At 65.3% G+C, this 14,889-nt stretch carries 16 protein-coding genes; 14 read left to right on the forward strand and 2 right to left on the reverse strand.

Going from position 1 to position 14,889, the window contains the following annotated elements; genetic code table 11:
* Positions 1-16 precede the first annotated feature (16 nt).
* From glyA to BRAGE_RS0112845, 9 genes are all read left to right on the forward strand, one after another.
* The gene (glyA, locus tag BRAGE_RS0112805; protein ID WP_027559575.1) at positions 17-1,315 is read left to right on the forward strand and encodes a serine hydroxymethyltransferase; all 1,299 of its coding nucleotides are present in this window, start codon (positions 17-19) and stop codon (positions 1,313-1,315) included.
* Positions 1,316-1,330: 15 nt separating this feature from the next.
* Positions 1,331-1,813 (forward strand): transcriptional regulator NrdR, encoded by a 483-nt coding sequence (gene nrdR, locus BRAGE_RS0112810; RefSeq protein WP_027559574.1) that lies wholly within the window; start codon positions 1,331-1,333, stop codon positions 1,811-1,813.
* Positions 1,810-2,958: a bifunctional diaminohydroxyphosphoribosylaminopyrimidine deaminase/5-amino-6-(5-phosphoribosylamino)uracil reductase RibD gene (ribD, locus tag BRAGE_RS0112815; protein ID WP_027559573.1), complete on the forward strand. Its 1,149-nt coding sequence runs from the start codon at positions 1,810-1,812 to the stop codon at positions 2,956-2,958. The genes nrdR and ribD overlap by 4 nt, the downstream gene beginning before the upstream one ends.
* Before the next feature lies 1 nt (position 2,959).
* A complete protein-coding gene (locus BRAGE_RS0112820; RefSeq protein WP_027559572.1) occupies positions 2,960-3,568 on the forward strand; it encodes a riboflavin synthase in 609 nt (202 codons plus the stop codon).
* Between the two features lie 167 nt (positions 3,569-3,735).
* Entirely contained in the window at positions 3,736-4,227 is a 492-nt protein-coding gene (gene ribH, locus BRAGE_RS0112825; RefSeq protein WP_027559571.1) for a 6,7-dimethyl-8-ribityllumazine synthase, read from the forward strand.
* Between the two features lie 3 nt (positions 4,228-4,230).
* Positions 4,231-4,728 (forward strand): transcription antitermination factor NusB, encoded by a 498-nt coding sequence (gene nusB, locus BRAGE_RS0112830; RefSeq protein WP_027559570.1) that lies wholly within the window; start codon positions 4,231-4,233, stop codon positions 4,726-4,728.
* Positions 4,729-4,871: 143 nt separating this feature from the next.
* Positions 4,872-5,903, forward strand: a complete 1,032-nt coding sequence (gene thiL, locus BRAGE_RS0112835) for a thiamine-phosphate kinase (RefSeq protein ID WP_051377863.1) — start codon at positions 4,872-4,874, stop codon at positions 5,901-5,903.
* 98 nt (positions 5,904-6,001) lie between these two features.
* Positions 6,002-6,607, forward strand: coding sequence for a hypothetical protein (locus BRAGE_RS0112840; RefSeq protein WP_027559568.1), 606 nt, complete (start codon positions 6,002-6,004; stop codon positions 6,605-6,607).
* A 271-nt stretch (positions 6,608-6,878) separates the two neighbouring features.
* Entirely contained in the window at positions 6,879-8,999 is a 2,121-nt protein-coding gene (locus BRAGE_RS0112845; protein ID WP_027559567.1) for a sodium-translocating pyrophosphatase, read from the forward strand.
* A gap of 252 nt (positions 9,000-9,251) precedes the next feature.
* Here BRAGE_RS0112845 and BRAGE_RS0112850 read toward each other — a convergent pair whose 3' ends face one another.
* Both BRAGE_RS0112850 and BRAGE_RS0112855 read right to left on the reverse strand, forming a co-directional pair.
* Positions 9,252-10,253 carry a Bug family tripartite tricarboxylate transporter substrate binding protein gene (locus BRAGE_RS0112850; protein WP_027559566.1) on the reverse strand — a complete coding sequence of 334 codons (1,002 nt, stop codon included), beginning with the start codon at positions 10,251-10,253 and terminating at the stop codon, positions 9,252-9,254.
* A 117-nt stretch (positions 10,254-10,370) separates the two neighbouring features.
* Positions 10,371-10,856 (reverse strand): outer membrane protein assembly factor BamE, encoded by a 486-nt coding sequence (locus BRAGE_RS0112855; protein ID WP_027559565.1) that lies wholly within the window; start codon positions 10,854-10,856, stop codon positions 10,371-10,373.
* A 98-nt stretch (positions 10,857-10,954) separates the two neighbouring features.
* Between BRAGE_RS0112855 and BRAGE_RS0112860 the strand changes: the two genes are divergently transcribed.
* From BRAGE_RS0112860 to BRAGE_RS0112880, 5 genes are all read left to right on the forward strand, one after another.
* Positions 10,955-11,506: a ubiquinol-cytochrome C chaperone family protein gene (locus BRAGE_RS0112860; protein WP_027559564.1), complete on the forward strand. Its 552-nt coding sequence runs from the start codon at positions 10,955-10,957 to the stop codon at positions 11,504-11,506.
* The gene (locus BRAGE_RS0112865; protein WP_027559563.1) at positions 11,503-12,072 is read left to right on the forward strand and encodes a YceD family protein; all 570 of its coding nucleotides are present in this window, start codon (positions 11,503-11,505) and stop codon (positions 12,070-12,072) included. Before BRAGE_RS0112860 ends, BRAGE_RS0112865 begins: the two co-directional genes overlap by 4 nt.
* Before the next feature lie 298 nt (positions 12,073-12,370).
* Entirely contained in the window at positions 12,371-13,432 is a 1,062-nt protein-coding gene (gene plsX / locus BRAGE_RS0112870; RefSeq protein ID WP_027559562.1) for a phosphate acyltransferase PlsX, read from the forward strand.
* On the forward strand, positions 13,429-14,409 hold the full coding sequence (locus BRAGE_RS0112875; protein WP_027559561.1) for a beta-ketoacyl-ACP synthase III: 981 nt from the start codon (positions 13,429-13,431) through the stop codon (positions 14,407-14,409). Before plsX ends, BRAGE_RS0112875 begins: the two co-directional genes overlap by 4 nt.
* A gap of 132 nt (positions 14,410-14,541) precedes the next feature.
* Entirely contained in the window at positions 14,542-14,883 is a 342-nt protein-coding gene (locus tag BRAGE_RS0112880; RefSeq protein WP_026311906.1) for an integration host factor subunit alpha, read from the forward strand.
* The last annotated feature ends 6 nt before the right edge of the window (positions 14,884-14,889 follow it).

Below are 14,889 nucleotides of genomic sequence, written 5' to 3' on the forward strand. Positions count from 1 at the left end.
TGGAGATATTCGCAAGATGACCCTCGCCAAAACCGCCTCTGCGCCCGATTCGTTTTTCACCGCCTCGCTCGAGCAGGCCGACCCGGAAATCGCCGCCGCCATCAAGGGCGAGCTCGGCCGGCAGCGCCACGAGGTCGAGCTGATCGCCTCCGAGAACATCGTCAGCCGGGCCGTGCTGGAAGCGCAGGGTTCGGTGATGACCAACAAGTACGCAGAGGGTTATCCGGGCGCGCGGTATTACGGCGGTTGTGAGTGGGTCGACGTCGCCGAGAACCTCGCGATCGATCGCGCCAAGAAGCTGTTCGGCGCCAACTTCGCCAACGTGCAGCCGAACTCCGGCAGCCAGATGAACCAGGCGGTGTTCCTGGCGCTGCTGCAGCCCGGCGACACTTTCATGGGTCTCGATCTTGCGGCCGGCGGCCATCTCACCCATGGCTCGCCCGTCAACATGAGCGGCAAGTGGTTCAAGGCCGCGCACTACACCGTGCGCCGCGAGGACCAGATCATCGACATGGACGCGGTCCAGAAGCAGGCCGAAGAGGTCAAGCCGAAGCTGATCGTCGCCGGCGGCTCGGCCTATTCGCGGGCCTGGGACTTCAAGCGCTTCCGCGAGATCGCGGACAGCGTCGGCGCGTATCTGCTGGTCGACATGGCCCACTTCGCCGGCCTCGTCGCCGGCGGCGTGCATGCTTCGCCCGTGCCCTATGCCCATGTCACCACCACGACCACGCACAAGTCGCTGCGCGGTCCGCGCGGCGGTCTGATCCTCAGTAACGACGAGGTGCTCGCCAAGAAGCTCAATTCGGCGATCTTCCCGGGCCTCCAGGGCGGTCCGCTGATGCACGTGATCGCGGCGAAGGCGGTCGCCTTCGGCGAGGCGCTGCGTCCGGACTTCAAGGTCTATGCGAAGAACGTCGTCAAGAACGCCAAGGCGCTGGCCGAAGCGATGAAGAGCCATGGCTTCGACATTGTCTCGGGCGGCACCGATAACCATCTGATGCTGGTTGACCTCCGGCCGAAGGGCCTGAAGGGCAATGTCTCGGAGAAGGCGCTGGTTCGCGCCGCCATCACCTGCAACAAGAACGGCATTCCGTTCGACCCCGAAAAGCCGTTCGTCACCTCGGGCCTGCGTCTCGGCACGCCTGCGGCGACGACCCGCGGCTTCGGCGTCGCTGAATTCCAGCAGGTCGGCGGCATGATCGCCGAGGTCCTCAACGCGATCGCACAGTCCGACGACGGCAAGGCGCCGCTGGTCGAGGCCGCGATCAAGGAACGGGTCAAGGCGCTCACCGACCGGTTCCCGATCTATCAGTAAGGTCAAGGCAAACGGATGCGCTGCCCGAACTGCAACAGTCTCGATACGCAGGTAAAGGACTCGCGTCCGACCGAGGATTCTTCCGTCATCCGCAGGCGGCGCGTGTGCGTCGCCTGCGAATTCCGTTTCACCACCTTCGAGCGCGTGCAGCTGCGCGAGCTCACGGTGATCAAGCGCAACGGCCGCCGCGTGCCGTTCGACCGCGACAAGCTGATGCGCTCGGTGCAGATTTCCTTGCGCAAGCGGCAGGTCGAGCCGGAGCGGGTGGAGAAGATGGTCTCCACCATCGTGCGCGAGCTCGAGACCGGCGGTGAGGCCGAGATCTCCTCCGAGGTGATCGGCGAGACCGTGATGGAGCATCTGCGCACGCTCGACGATGTCGCCTATGTGCGCTTCGCCTCCGTCTACCGCAATTTCCGCGAGGCCAAGGATTTCGCCGACGTGCTCGGCGAGCTCTCCGGTGAGGAGGAAGCGCGGCTCGCCGCGATCCGCAAATGATCTTCCGCATCCTGGAAGATCAGTTCGCGCAGAAGGCCCGCGAGGCCAAAGACGCCGATCGACGCTTCATGGAGCTGGCACTCTCGCTCGGGCGGCGCGGGCAGGGGCGCACCTGGCCAAACCCGGCCGTGGGCGCCGTCATCGTGAAAGACGGCGTGATCGTCGGCCGCGGCTGGACCCAGCCGGGTGGACGGCCGCATGGCGAGCCTGAAGCACTGCGGCGCGCGGGCGAGGCGGCGCGCGGCGCCACGCTCTACGTCACGCTGGAGCCGTGCTCGCATTTCGGCAAGTCGCCGCCGTGTGCGGATGCGGTGATTGCCGCCGGCATCAAGCGTGTCGTGGCAGCTATCGAGGATCCCAATCCGGAGGTCGCAGGCCAGGGCCATGCGCGGCTGCGTGCCGCCGGCATCACCGTGGACGTGGGCCTGTGCGCAGCGGAGGCCGCCTTCGACCACGCCGGGCATTTCCGCCGCATCCGGGACAAACGTCCGCATGTGATCCTGAAGCTCGCGGTCTCGCCCGACGGCAAGATCGGCGCGGCCGGTGGCAAGCCGGTCGCGATCACGGGCGATGCCGCGCGCGATCGCGTGCATCTCTTGCGCGCGCAGAGCGATGCCATCCTGGTCGGTATCGGCACGGTGCTGGCGGACGATCCGCAGCTCAACTGCCGCCTGCCGGGCATGGCGGCGCGCTCGCCGGTGCGCGTGGTGCTGGACCAGAGCCTGCGGATTCCCGCATCGAGCCAGCTCGTGCGCTCAGCGCGCGAGACGCCGCTCTGGGTGGTGGGCTCGGAGCTCGCCGAGGCGGCGGCCGCGACACGGCTTGGCGCAGCCGGCGCGCAGATCATTCGCGTAGCCCCGGGCAGCGCGACCGGGCTCGATCTTCCGGCCGTGCTGCATGGGCTGGCCGGGAGGGGCATCTCGCGGCTGATGGTCGAGGGCGGCAGCCGCGTCGCTGCGGCCTTTGTGGCGGCCGACCTCGTCGACGAGATCTGGCTGTTCCGCGGGGCGGAAGCGGTCGGCGAAGGCGGCGTCGATGCGCTCGATGCAATGCCCCTGTCGAAAATCACGCAGTCGCAGGCCTACAAGGTTCATGCTAGCGAAACGTTCGGCAAGGATACTCTCACCATCTACGAGCGCGCCTAACATGTTCACCGGCATTGTCACCGACATCGGCGAGATCGTCAGCTTCACGCCTGTGGCGCAGGGCCAGCTGCACCGCCTGCGCATCGCCTGCAGCTACGATCAGACCACCATCGCCGACGGCGCCTCGATCGCCAGCAACGGCGTGTGCCTGACCGTGGTTGCTTCCGGCGTCGCAGGCGGCAGGACTTGGTACGACGTCGATGCGGCGGCGGAGACGCTGGCGCTGACGACGGCAAAGCACTGGAAGGTGGGCACGAAGCTCAATCTCGAGCGCGCGCTGAAGATCGGCGACGAGCTCGGTGGCCATATCGTCGCAGGCCACGCCGACGGCATTGCAACCCTCGTCAGCCGTGAGGACTTGCCCGATATGGCACGGTTCGAGCTCTCGACCGCACGGGAGCTGGCGCGCTTCATCGCCACCAAGGGCTCGATCACGCTCGACGGCGTCTCGCTGACGGTCAATACGGTGAAGGACGTGACCTTTTCGGTGCTGATCATCCCGCACACGCTTGATGTCACGACCATCGGCGGCTGGAAGGCGGGCGACGAGGTCAATATCGAGGTCGACCTGATGGCCCGCTACGCGGCGCGGCTGACGGAAATGAAGTGACCGGCGAAGCCGGTCATTCCGGGGCGATGCGAAGCATCGAACCCGGAATCTCGAGATTCCGGGTCTGGCGCTCGCGCGCCATCCCGGAATGACAATCTCTTTGAACTTGGCTTAGTCTGTGGCGGCGACTACATAGCGCGCCGACCCCTTTCGAAACGGATTGAACGATGGCAGACGCGCGGCGCGCACCCCTGAAGGACCAGACCGACATTTCCGGCGCGCGGGCGCTGATTGTCGAGGCGCGGTTCTATGACGATCTCCAGGACGCGCTGCTGGACGGCGCGGTCGCCGAGCTGAAAGCGGCCGGCCTGACCCATGACGTCATCACGGTTCCCGGCGCACTGGAGATCCCGGCGGCGATCGCCATCGCGGTCGATGCGGCGGCGGCGAACGGCAAGCCCTATGATGCGGTGATTGCGCTTGGTTGCGTGATCCGCGGCGACACCATCCATTTCGAGATCGTCTCGCAGGAATCCTCGCGCGCGCTGATGGACCTCGCCGTGGCGCGCAAGCTGCCGCTCGGCAACGGCATCCTCACCGTCAACAATGAGGACCAGGCCTGGGCGCGGGCGCGCGCCAGCGAGCTGAACAAGGGCGGCGATGCCGCGCGCGCCGCGCTCGCGATGCTGCGCATCAAACGCCGCTTGGCGCGGGCCTGAACAATGGCTGACAACACCAAAAAACCGGCTTCTGCCACCGAGAAGAAAGCAAACCGGCGCGGTGCCGCGCGGCTCGCCGCCGTGCAGGCGCTGTACCAGATGGACATCGCCGGCGCCGGCATCAACGACATCTTCGCCGAGTTCGAGAGCCACTGGCTCGGCAACGAGGTCGAGGGCGACACCTACCTGCCGGCGGAAGCCGCTTTCTTCCGCGACGTCGTCTCCGGCGTCGTGCGCGACCAGAAGAGGCTCGATCCCCTGATCGACGAGGCGCTGTCGAAGGGCTGGCCGCTGAAGCGGATCGAGGCGATCCTGCGCGCGGTGCTGCGGGCAGGGGCGTACGAATTGGAGCACCGCAAGGACGTGCCGGGCCGCGTCGTCGTGTCAGAATATGTCGACGTCGCGAACGCCTTCGTCGACCGCGAGGAGACCGGGATGGTCAACGCCGTGCTCGACCAGATCGGCCGCCAGTTTCGCGGCGACGAGTTCGGGCGGGGGTAGGACGAGACGATGACTTTGGCAGTAGCCGTCATCCTGAGGTGCCGTAGCGAAGCGGAGGCCTCGAAGGACGACGGCGTGCCACTGAAGGTGCACCTCGGCCGTGCATCCTTCGAGGCTCGCAAGGGCTCGCACCTCCGGCGAAAATGGCTTCGCAATTTCGCAGGGATGACGGGTTTACTGTCGTGACACAGGACAGAACACAGCCCTCCGCCGAAGACTCTCTCATCGCGCGCTATTTCAAGCCGCTGGCGACCGATCCCGGCGCGTTCGGGCTGGTCGATGATGCCGCGGTCCTGTCCTCGTCCGGCGACGACATCGTCGTCACCACCGACGCCGTGGTCGAAGGCGTGCATTATCTTGCCACCGATCCCCCCGATACGATTGCGCGCAAGGCGCTGCGGGTGAACCTGTCGGACCTCGCCGCCAAGGGGGCTGCGCCTGCCGGCTTCGTGCTGACGCTGGCGTTGCGTAGCCAGGAGGATGCATGGCTCCGGTCGTTCGCGGATGCGCTCGGCGAGGACGCAAGAACCTTCGCATGCCCGCTGCTTGGCGGCGACACGGTGTCGACGCCGGGGCCGCAGATGATCTCGATCACGGCGTTCGGGCGCGTGCCGAAGGGCCGGATGGTCGGCCGCATCGGCGCAAAGCCGGGCGATCGCATCCTGGTGACGGGGACAATCGGAGACGCTGCGCTCGGCCTCGACGTGCTCACGGGTGGGGCGGTCGCGGCTGTGCTGAAGGACCAAACCGCGCAGGACTACCTGATCGAGCGCTATCGCGTTCCGCGGCCGCGCAATGCGTTGGCGGGAGCGGTCCTCACCCACGCGAATGCATCGATGGATGTGTCCGATGGCCTGGCAGGTGATCTCGCCAAGCTCTGCGCCGCTTCCGGCGTCAGCGCCTTGATCGAGGCTGACCGCATTCCGAAATCACCTGCCGCCTCTCTCGCCATCTCCGCCGTCGGCCTTGAGAAGCTGGTGTCGGGCGGCGACGATTACGAAGTCCTGTGCGCGGTTCCGGACGCGCGCTGCGCTGATTTCATCCGCGAGGCCGAACAGGCGGGAGTTCCCGTCTCGGCGATCGGCACCGTCGTCGTCGGCCGCGACGCGCCGCGCTGGACGGACGCGCACGGCAACGAGATCGCGCTGCAACGGCTCTCGTACAGCCATTTCTAGATTCGGGTGCGACCTTGCGTCCGCAGCGAACGCAGTCCCTCTGCTTTTCCGCGATAACCGGGTAACATCGGCAATCGCAACTGACGGACTTGATTCGGATGACGGCGGTTTCAGCCGCGGGCACGCTGCAGCCTGTGCCCGGCAGGGAATGCGGAAGCTGCACGCTGTGCTGCAAGGTCTACAACGTTCCCGAGATCCAGAAAGCCGCCGGCAAATGGTGCGGGCAATGCAAGCCCGGGCGCGGCTGCAAGATTCACGACAACCTGCCGAGCCAGTGCGCGGAATTCAATTGCCTTTGGCGGACGGACGCGGCGATGCCGGCGCAATGGAAGCCGGATCAGGCGAAGATGGTGGTCACCATCCATCCACTCACCCGGAACATCCAGATCCAGGTGGATCCAGGCCTGCCTTCGGCATGGAGCCGTCAGCCCTATCACGACCACTTGCGGCAATGGGCGACCAAGAACATGCCGAAAGGCATGTACGTCGTCGTTTTCGTCAACGACCAGGCGACGCTCGTATTGCCTGACCAGGATGTGGCGCTCGGTCCTCTGACACCCCAGCAAACGATCGCGGTTCGGTTGGAGCCCGGTCCGAACGGTGGCGTCTACGAGATCAAGGTCTCGACAACCCGAAAGACGGATGATGGTCAGACCTTCGAGATCGCGTCCTCTTCCCGTCACCCCGTGAGGTCGGCGGCCTGAACATGGCCGCGGTCGAGCTGAGCCCGGTTCAGCGGTCTTTCGCATGCACTGGGCAAGTCAGCGGCCAAATGCTGCTCAGGATTTGGTCTAAATACTTGCCGAGATCGGCTTTTTCGGCCTCATCCGGCGTTGCACCCTCAATTTGATTTTGGCAAGCTCGCAACCGACTAAAGCCGCCTGGGGGCGGCTTTGTTCAAAATCAAGGCGCCATACCGCACGACGGACAACAAAAGGCGCCGGGGGTACATCAAGGATCTGAGGCAAAAATCACATGACAGCATTATGGTTGATAGTGCTCTGCGGAGTGCTTTCCGTCGTCTACGCGATTTGGGCGACGTCTTCGGTGTTGAGTGCGGATGCGGGGTCACCGCGCATGCAGGAGATCGCGGGAGCGGTGCGTGAAGGCGCACAGGCGTATCTCCGGCGCCAGTACACCACGATCGGTATCGTCGGCATCGTCATCTTCGTGCTGCTTGCCTATTTCCTTGGGCTTTATGTCGCGATCGGTTTTGCCATCGGCGCCATCCTGTCGGGGGCGGCCGGCTTCATCGGCATGAACGTCTCGGTCCGCGCCAACGTGCGTACCGCCCAGGCGGCGACCACGTCGCTGGCCGGCGGCCTCGAGCTCGCCTTCAAGGCCGGCGCGATCACCGGCCTCTTGGTGGCCGGTCTCGCGCTGCTCGGCGTGACCCTCTATTTCGGCTTCCTGGTCCACTCGCTGAAGCTCGCGCCCGATAGCCGTACCGTGGTCGACGCCATGGTGGCGCTCGGCTTCGGCGCCTCGCTGATCTCGATCTTCGCCCGTCTCGGCGGCGGCATCTTCACCAAGGGTGCGGACGTCGGCGGCGACCTCGTCGGCAAGGTCGAAGCCGGCATTCCCGAGGACGATCCGCGCAATCCCGCGACCATCGCGGATAACGTCGGCGACAATGTCGGCGACTGCGCCGGCATGGCCGCCGACCTGTTCGAGACCTATGCGGTGACTGCGGTCGCCACCATGGTGCTCGCGGCGATCTTCTTCGCCAAGACGCCGATCCTCGCCAACATGATGACGCTGCCGCTCGCCATCGGCGGCATCTGCATCATCACCTCGATCATCGGCACCTTCTTCGTCAAGCTCGGGCCGAGCCAGTCGATCATGGGTGCGCTCTACAAGGGCCTGATCGCAACCGGCATCCTGTCGTTGATCGGCATTGCCGTAGTGATCTACTCCCTGATCGGCTTCGGCAAGCTCGATGGCGTCGACTACACCGGCATGGCGCTGTTCGAGTGCGGCGTGGTTGGCCTCGTCGTCACCGCGCTGATCATCTGGATCACCGAATACTACACCGGCACCGACTATCGTCCGGTGAAGTCGATCGCCCAGGCCTCGGTGACCGGTCACGGCACCAACGTGATCCAGGGCCTTGCCGTCTCGATGGAGGCGACTGCGCTGCCCGCGATCGTGATCATCGCCGGCATCCTCGTCACCTACAGCCTCGCCGGCCTGTTCGGCATCGCGATCGCGACCGCCACCATGCTGGCACTCGCCGGCATGGTCGTCGCGCTCGACGCCTTCGGCCCGGTGACGGACAACGCCGGCGGCATTGCCGAGATGGCGGGCCTGCCGAAGGAGGTGCGCAAGTCGACCGACGCACTCGACGCGGTCGGCAACACCACCAAGGCGGTGACCAAAGGCTACGCGATCGGTTCCGCCGGTCTCGGCGCCCTGGTGCTGTTTGCGGCCTACAACCAGGACCTCAAGTTCTTCGTCGCGGACTCCGCGAAGCATCCTTACTTCGCCGGCGTCAATCCGGACTTCTCGCTCAACAACCCCTACGTGGTCGTCGGCCTGCTGTTCGGTGGCCTGTTGCCGTATCTGTTCGGCGCGATGGGCATGACGGCGGTCGGCCGTGCGGCCGGCGCGATCGTGGAGGAGGTGCGGCGTCAGTTCCGCGAGAAGCCGGGCATCATGCAGGGCACCGACAAGCCTGATTACGGCAAGGCGGTCGACCTGCTCACCCGCGCGGCGATCAAGGAGATGATCATCCCCTCGCTGCTTCCGGTGCTCTCCCCGATCGTCGTCTATTTCGTGATCTACGCGATCGCGGGCGGCGGCGTTGCCGGCAAGTCGGCGGCGTTCTCGGCGGTGGGCGCGATGCTGCTCGGCGTGATCGTGACGGGCCTGTTCGTCGCGATCTCCATGACCTCGGGCGGCGGCGCCTGGGACAACGCCAAGAAGTACATCGAGGACGGTCATTTCGGCGGCAAGGGTTCTGATGCCCACAAGTCGGCGGTGACCGGCGACACCGTCGGCGATCCCTACAAGGACACGGCCGGCCCCGCCGTGAACCCGATGATCAAGATCACCAACATCGTGGCCTTGCTGCTGCTGGCGATTCTGGCGCACTGAGCGGCGCAGACGTGAAAGACAAAACCCCGCGGCGCGAGCCGCGGGGTTTTTGTTTGGGGAGGCCGATATCTGTCATCCCGTCATTGCGCAGCCTCAACCTCGCCGTCATCGCCCGCGCAGGCGGGCGATCCAGTATTCCAGAGGCCATAATGGCATATGGATAGGGCGCGGCGTACTGGATTCCCCGCCTTCGCGGGGAATGACAGCGGTGTGTTGGGCGCTATCCTTGTGCCGACCTCTCTTGAGCGCGCGTCACTGCACGTCCATCTGCAGCCCTTCCTTCTGGATGATGCCGGCGAACTTCTTCGTCTCGGCGTCCACGAAGTTGGCGAACTGCTGCGGTGTGCCGTAGTCGGCGCGGGCGCCCATGGCGGCGATTTGCTTCTTGATGTCGTCGCGCTCCAGCATCGCCTTGACCTGGAGATTGAGCGCGTCGAGCACGGGGGCGGGGACGCCCTTCGGCAGGAACACCGAGAACCAGGACGACACGTCGAAATTGGCGAGCTCCGGCGCGCTCTCGCGCATGGTCGGCAGGTCCTTCGCGAGGTCGCTGCGCTCCGGCGTCGTGACGCAGAGACCGGTGAGGGTGCCGTTCTGCACCTGCGGCAAGCTCGGATAGAGATTGTCGAACAGGATCTGGATGTCGCCGGCGAGCGCGGCCTGGAGCGCGGGACCGGCACCGCGGAACGGGATGTGCGTCATCTTCAGGCCGGTGAGCTGGAGGAACCAGGCGCCGGTGAGATGCGGGCTCTGGCCGACGCCGGAGGAGGCGTAGCTGAGCTTGTCCGGATTGGCCTTCAGATATGCGATCAGCTCGGCGACCGACTTGATGCCGGTCTTCGGATGCGCCGAGACGATGTTCGGGATCCGGATCATGTTGGAGACCGGCTGGAGCTGGTCCGGCTTGTAGGTGAGGTTCTTGAAGATGCTGTAGGCGATGGCGTTCGGACCGGGATTGCCGATCAGGATGGTGTGTCCATCAGGCTTGGCGCGGACCACTTCGGCCGTGCCGATCGTGCCGCCGCCGCCGGAGCGGTTTTCGACAACGGCCGACTGGCCCCAGGCGGTTTGCAGATGCGCGGCCAAGAGCCGGCCCATGACGTCGGTCGAGCCGCCGGCCGCGGCCGGCACGACGACGCGGACGTTCTCGGTGGGCTTCCAGTCCGCCAGGCTCGAGCGCGGCAGGATCGCCGCGGCCGAGAGGCCGGCAGCAGCGGTCAGCACGCGACGGCGGGACAACAAACGATTGGGCACGAATCCACTCCCTGCTTCTTGTTTTGCAGGGAGCGTAGGGAAGGCCGCGCGCAACGGCAAGTCGCGCGCGGCGGCAAGCGCCGTGCGGACAGCGGCAGGACGCCGCAGGCTGAAAGATCAGTTAAAGCTCAGCAGCTTGAACAGCGGCGCGAGGTAGCTCATCTCCTGGCCCGACGTCGCCGTGGTGCGGCTGATGAAGTCGAAGATCTTGCCGTCCTGCAGGCCGTAATTTGCAAGGCGACGTACGCGCCGGTTCTTGTCGAAATAGATCGCGATCACGCGTTGATCGACCACCTTCTGGTTCATGAAGGCGACCATGCGCTCCGAGCGCTGCGAGATGTAGTAGAACACTTCGCCGTCGAGGGTTGCGACCGTGGAGGGCGTGCCCATCACGATCAGCACCTGGTCCTGGCTCGCGCCGATCGGAATCTGCTCCAGCGCGCCGGGAGGAAGGATGTAGCCCTTCTGGAATTGTTCGCCGGTGCAGCCCGCGAGTGCCGCGCCGACCAGGGCCACGGCGGCGGCCATGCGCAAGCCGCGCCAGCGTGCAAAAAGGCCGCGCGGCTGGCTTGCGCGCAGGCTGGTCTGGTTCGTTATCGTCATAGTGGAACTGATTCCGTCCCCTTGCGTCGCGCGAGGCGCTGAAGTACCGGGCGGAGGCTCTGAATGCAACACGCGCGCGCCCGCTTGCGGAAACCACAATGCTTTGGCCGTTCAATCACTTCAGGAAACCCCGGCTAGCCCCGGCCGGCACCATTGAAGCCATCTATGGCATGATCGTGACGCAGGCGCGACAACCCATATTTTACCGCGACTTGGGCGTGTCCGATACGGTTAACGGGCGTTTCGACCTGTTGCTGCTGCATCTCTGGCTGGTGCTGCGCCGCCTGCGCACAGTCCAGGGCGCCACCGAGCTGTCGCAGGCGCTGTTCGACCGCTTCTGCGAGGACATGGACGACAATCTGCGCGAGATGGGGGTCGGCGACCAGACCGTGCCGAAGCGAATGCGGGCCTTCGGCGAGGCGTTTTACGGCCGGGTGCAGGCCTACGACCAGGCGATCGAAGTCGGCGGTGAGGCGCTGGCGGCGGCGATCTGCAAGAATATCTTGAATGGGTCCGGTCTGGACCAGGCACGGCGGCTCGCGGCTTACGCCCGGGCTACGGAGGCCGATCTTGCTCGGACCAGCGAGGCCGCGCTGCTGCGCGCGTCCTTCAAGTTTCCCCCGGCGCTTTCCGAGGATCTTTCGCCATGAGCCGACCGCACACCGGAACCGAGCCCGATCCCTGGCGGGCCCCTGTCATCGTTGCGCAGATTCCAGACACCGGCCTCTATCGCGAGCTCGAGGCGTCGGCCGCTGAGCGGCAGGCCATGGCAGAGCTCGCCGGCCTTCGCGAGATCCTGTCCGCCAAGGCCAGCTTCGACGTCGTGCCGAAAAGCGGCGGCCGCTACCAGGTCACGGGCCACGTCCGCGCCAGAATCGGCCAGACCTGCGTGGTGACGCTCGATCCGATCGAGAACGAGATCGAGGAGGAGGTGGACCTGATGTTCGCGCCCGAAGCCGAGGCGCGGCGCCTCGCCGACCTGATCGAGGAGGGCCAGGACGACGAGGAGCCTCCGGAGGTCGCCGACCCGCCGGAGGCCATCGTCGGCGGCATCATCGATCTCGGCCGGCTCGCCACCGATGCGCTGTTCCTGGCGATCGACCCCTATCCCCGCAAGCCGGGGGCCGTATTCGAGGCGGAGGTCACCGCTCCCGATCCGGAGGATCATCCGTTCGCGGCGCTGAAGGCGCTTCAGGACGAGAAGAAAGGCCGATAGCCCGGCATTTCCAAGTGAGCGCCTTGCGAGGGAGCGCGAGGCGTTTGCCGGGATGGTTTGAAGAGCAGTTTCATCCATTTGATTTTATTGTGCTTTATCTCGAATTTGACCGCCCGCCAGCCGATCGTCCTGAATGCAAAAGGCTGGGGGCAAGAGGTTGTTTCGGGATAACAAAACGCTATTGTCGCGCCGCGGTCCGGGTGCGGCGGGGCGCTTGGCCGGTCGCCAAATCAACGGCGAACCCATTTCGCGGCCCCGCTCGTTCAAGACCGCACCAGACCAGGTTTCCAGGACTTTCATGCTAAGTAAGGTTCGCATCGCGCTGGACGCCATGGGGGGCGACGCCGGCGCCGCCGTGGTCATTCCAGGCGCTGCCATCTCGCTTGGCAGGCATCGCAACACCGAATTCCTGCTGGTCGGGGACCGCGCCAGGATCGAGCCAGAGCTCGAGAAACATCCCGCCCTCAAGGCCGCTTCGAAGATCATCCACACCGACGTTGCCGTCAGCGGCTCCGACAAGCCGAGCCAGGCACTGCGGCGCGGCCGCAAGACCTCCTCGATGTGGCTTGCCATCGACGCGGTGAAGAAGGGCGAGGCGGATGTCGCGGTTTCCGCCGGCAATACCGGCGCGCTGATGGCGATGTCGCGCTTCCACCTGCGCACGCTGCCGGGTATCGACCGCCCGGCCATCAGCGCGATATGGCCGACCAGGCGCGGCGAATCCGTCGTGCTCGACCTGGGCGCCACCATCGGCGGCGACGCGCGACATCTGGTGGCGCTCGCGGTGATGGGCGCGGCCATGGCGAGCGTGCAATTCAACAAGCCGCGTCCGACGGTCGGCCTGCTCAACATCGGGACCGAGGAAATCAAGGGACACGAGGAGATCCGCGAGGCCGGTGAAATCCTGCGTGCGCGGAACCTGCCGGAACTCGACTATATCGGCTTCATCGAGGGCGACGGCATCGGCAAGGGGCTGGCCGACGTCATCGTGACCGAAGGCTACAGCGGCAATATCGCGCTCAAGGCCGCCGAGGGAACCGCACGGCAGATGGCGGAATTACTCCGCAACGAGATGCAACGGAGCTGGCTGTCCAAGCTCGGCTATCTCTTTGCCCGCAGCGCCTTCCGGGCCCTGCGCAACAAGATGGACCCCAACAAGTCCAACGGCGGGGTGTTGCTGGGGCTCAACGGACTGGTGGTCAAAAGCCATGGCGGAATCAACGCCGAAGGCTTTGCCTATGCGATCGATGTTGGCTATGAGATGGCTCACTACGATCTCCTGAACAAGATCAATCAGATGCTCAACCGCGAGGGTGGTGCACTCAATTCCGTGCAGTCCGCGCAGGAGGCTGTTTCGTGACTCAAATTCGTTCGGTCGTGCTCGGCTGCGGCTCCTACCTGCCGGAGCAGGTGGTGACCAACGCCCAATTGGCGGCGCGTATCGACACGTCCGACGAGTGGATCGTGCAGCGCACCGGCATTCGCGAGCGGCACATCGCGGCCGAGGGCGAGTTCACCTCGCATTTGGCGATCAAGGCGGCGCAGGCCGCGCTCACCGATGCCGGCATCGACGCGCAATCGATCGAGCTGATCGTGCTGGCGACCTCGACGCCCGACAATACATTCCCGGCAACCGCTGTCGCTGTGCAGCACGGGCTCGGCATCAACCATGGCGCCGCGTTCGATCTCCAAGCGGTGTGCTCGGGCTTCGTGTTCGCACTCGCCACCGCCGACAATTTCCTGCGCACCGGCGCCTTCAAGCGTGCGCTGGTGATCGGTGCGGAGACCTTCTCGCGCATCCTCGACTGGAACGACCGCGGCACCTGCGTGCTGTTCGGCGACGGCGCCGGCGCGGTAGTGCTGGAAGCGCAGGAGCAGCCGGGCAAGGCCGCGACCGACCGCGGCGTTGTGACCACGCATCTGCGCTCCGATGGCCGCCACAAGGCAAAACTGTTCGTCGACGGCGGACCGTCCTCGACCCAGACCGTCGGCCATCTGCGCATGGAGGGCCGCGAGGTCTTCAAGCATGCGGTCGGCATGATCACGGACGTGATCGTCGATGCCTTTGAGGCGACCGGGCTCAATGCCGACAGCATCGACTGGTTCGTGCCGCACCAGGCCAACAAGCGAATCATCGATGCCTCCGCGCACAAACTTCATATCGCACCGCAGAAGGTGGTGCTGACGGTGGACCGTCACGGCAACACCTCGGCGGCCTCGATCCCGCTGGCACTGTCGGTGGCGCGCAAGGACGGCCGCATCAAGCGCGGCGACCTGGTGCTGCTGGAAGCGATGGGCGGCGGCTTCACCTGGGGCTCCGCGCTGGTGCGCTGGTAGCGACAGTCGATAAAATTTTGCCGGAATCAGCGCCGATTATCGATGCGTCTGCATTGATGAGCCCTGTTGACCGCCGTGCCGTAACCTCATAATTTCAGACAACAATTGTTCGCCGTGATGTGGGGCAGGGCGATGACCGATCAAAGTAAAACCGTAACGCGTGTCGATCTCTGCGAAGCCGTCTACCAGAAGGTGGGCCTGTCGCGTACGGAATCGTCCGCCTTCGTGGAACTCGTGCTGAAGGAGATCACCGACTGCCTGGAAAAGGGCGAGACGGTGAAGCTGTCCTCGTTCGGTTCCTTCATGGTGCGCAAGAAAGGTCAGCGCATCGGCCGTAACCCGAAGACCGGCACCGAAGTGCCGATCTCGCCGCGCCGGGTGATGGTGTTCAAGCCGTCGGCGATCTTGAAGCAACGGATCAACGCCCAGCACCGTACCAACGGCGATGGCAGCAAGGTTCAACCCGAGGCGTAACCGCCC

It is taken from the genome of Bradyrhizobium genosp. SA-4 str. CB756, assembly GCF_000473125.1.
Lineage (GTDB): Bacteria > Pseudomonadota > Alphaproteobacteria > Rhizobiales > Xanthobacteraceae > Bradyrhizobium > Bradyrhizobium arachidis.

Coding starts and splice junctions, on each gene's coding strand:
- glyA (WP_027559575.1), top strand. CDS start 17: ATGACCCTCGCCAAAACCGCCTCTGCGCCCGATTCGTTTTTCACCGCC.
- nrdR (WP_027559574.1), top strand. CDS start 1,331: ATGCGCTGCCCGAACTGCAACAGTCTCGATACGCAGGTAAAGGACTCG.
- ribD (WP_027559573.1), top strand. CDS start 1,810: ATGATCTTCCGCATCCTGGAAGATCAGTTCGCGCAGAAGGCCCGCGAG.
- BRAGE_RS0112820 (WP_027559572.1), top strand. CDS start 2,960: ATGTTCACCGGCATTGTCACCGACATCGGCGAGATCGTCAGCTTCACG.
- ribH (WP_027559571.1), top strand. CDS start 3,736: ATGGCAGACGCGCGGCGCGCACCCCTGAAGGACCAGACCGACATTTCC.
- nusB (WP_027559570.1), top strand. CDS start 4,231: ATGGCTGACAACACCAAAAAACCGGCTTCTGCCACCGAGAAGAAAGCA.
- thiL (WP_051377863.1), top strand. CDS start 4,872: ATGGCTTCGCAATTTCGCAGGGATGACGGGTTTACTGTCGTGACACAG.
- BRAGE_RS0112840 (WP_027559568.1), top strand. CDS start 6,002: ATGACGGCGGTTTCAGCCGCGGGCACGCTGCAGCCTGTGCCCGGCAGG.
- BRAGE_RS0112845 (WP_027559567.1), top strand. CDS start 6,879: ATGACAGCATTATGGTTGATAGTGCTCTGCGGAGTGCTTTCCGTCGTC.
- BRAGE_RS0112855 (WP_027559565.1), bottom strand. CDS start 10,856: ATGACGATAACGAACCAGACCAGCCTGCGCGCAAGCCAGCCGCGCGGC.
- BRAGE_RS0112860 (WP_027559564.1), top strand. CDS start 10,955: ATGCTTTGGCCGTTCAATCACTTCAGGAAACCCCGGCTAGCCCCGGCC.
- BRAGE_RS0112865 (WP_027559563.1), top strand. CDS start 11,503: ATGAGCCGACCGCACACCGGAACCGAGCCCGATCCCTGGCGGGCCCCT.
- plsX (WP_027559562.1), top strand. CDS start 12,371: ATGCTAAGTAAGGTTCGCATCGCGCTGGACGCCATGGGGGGCGACGCC.
- BRAGE_RS0112880 (WP_026311906.1), top strand. CDS start 14,542: ATGACCGATCAAAGTAAAACCGTAACGCGTGTCGATCTCTGCGAAGCC.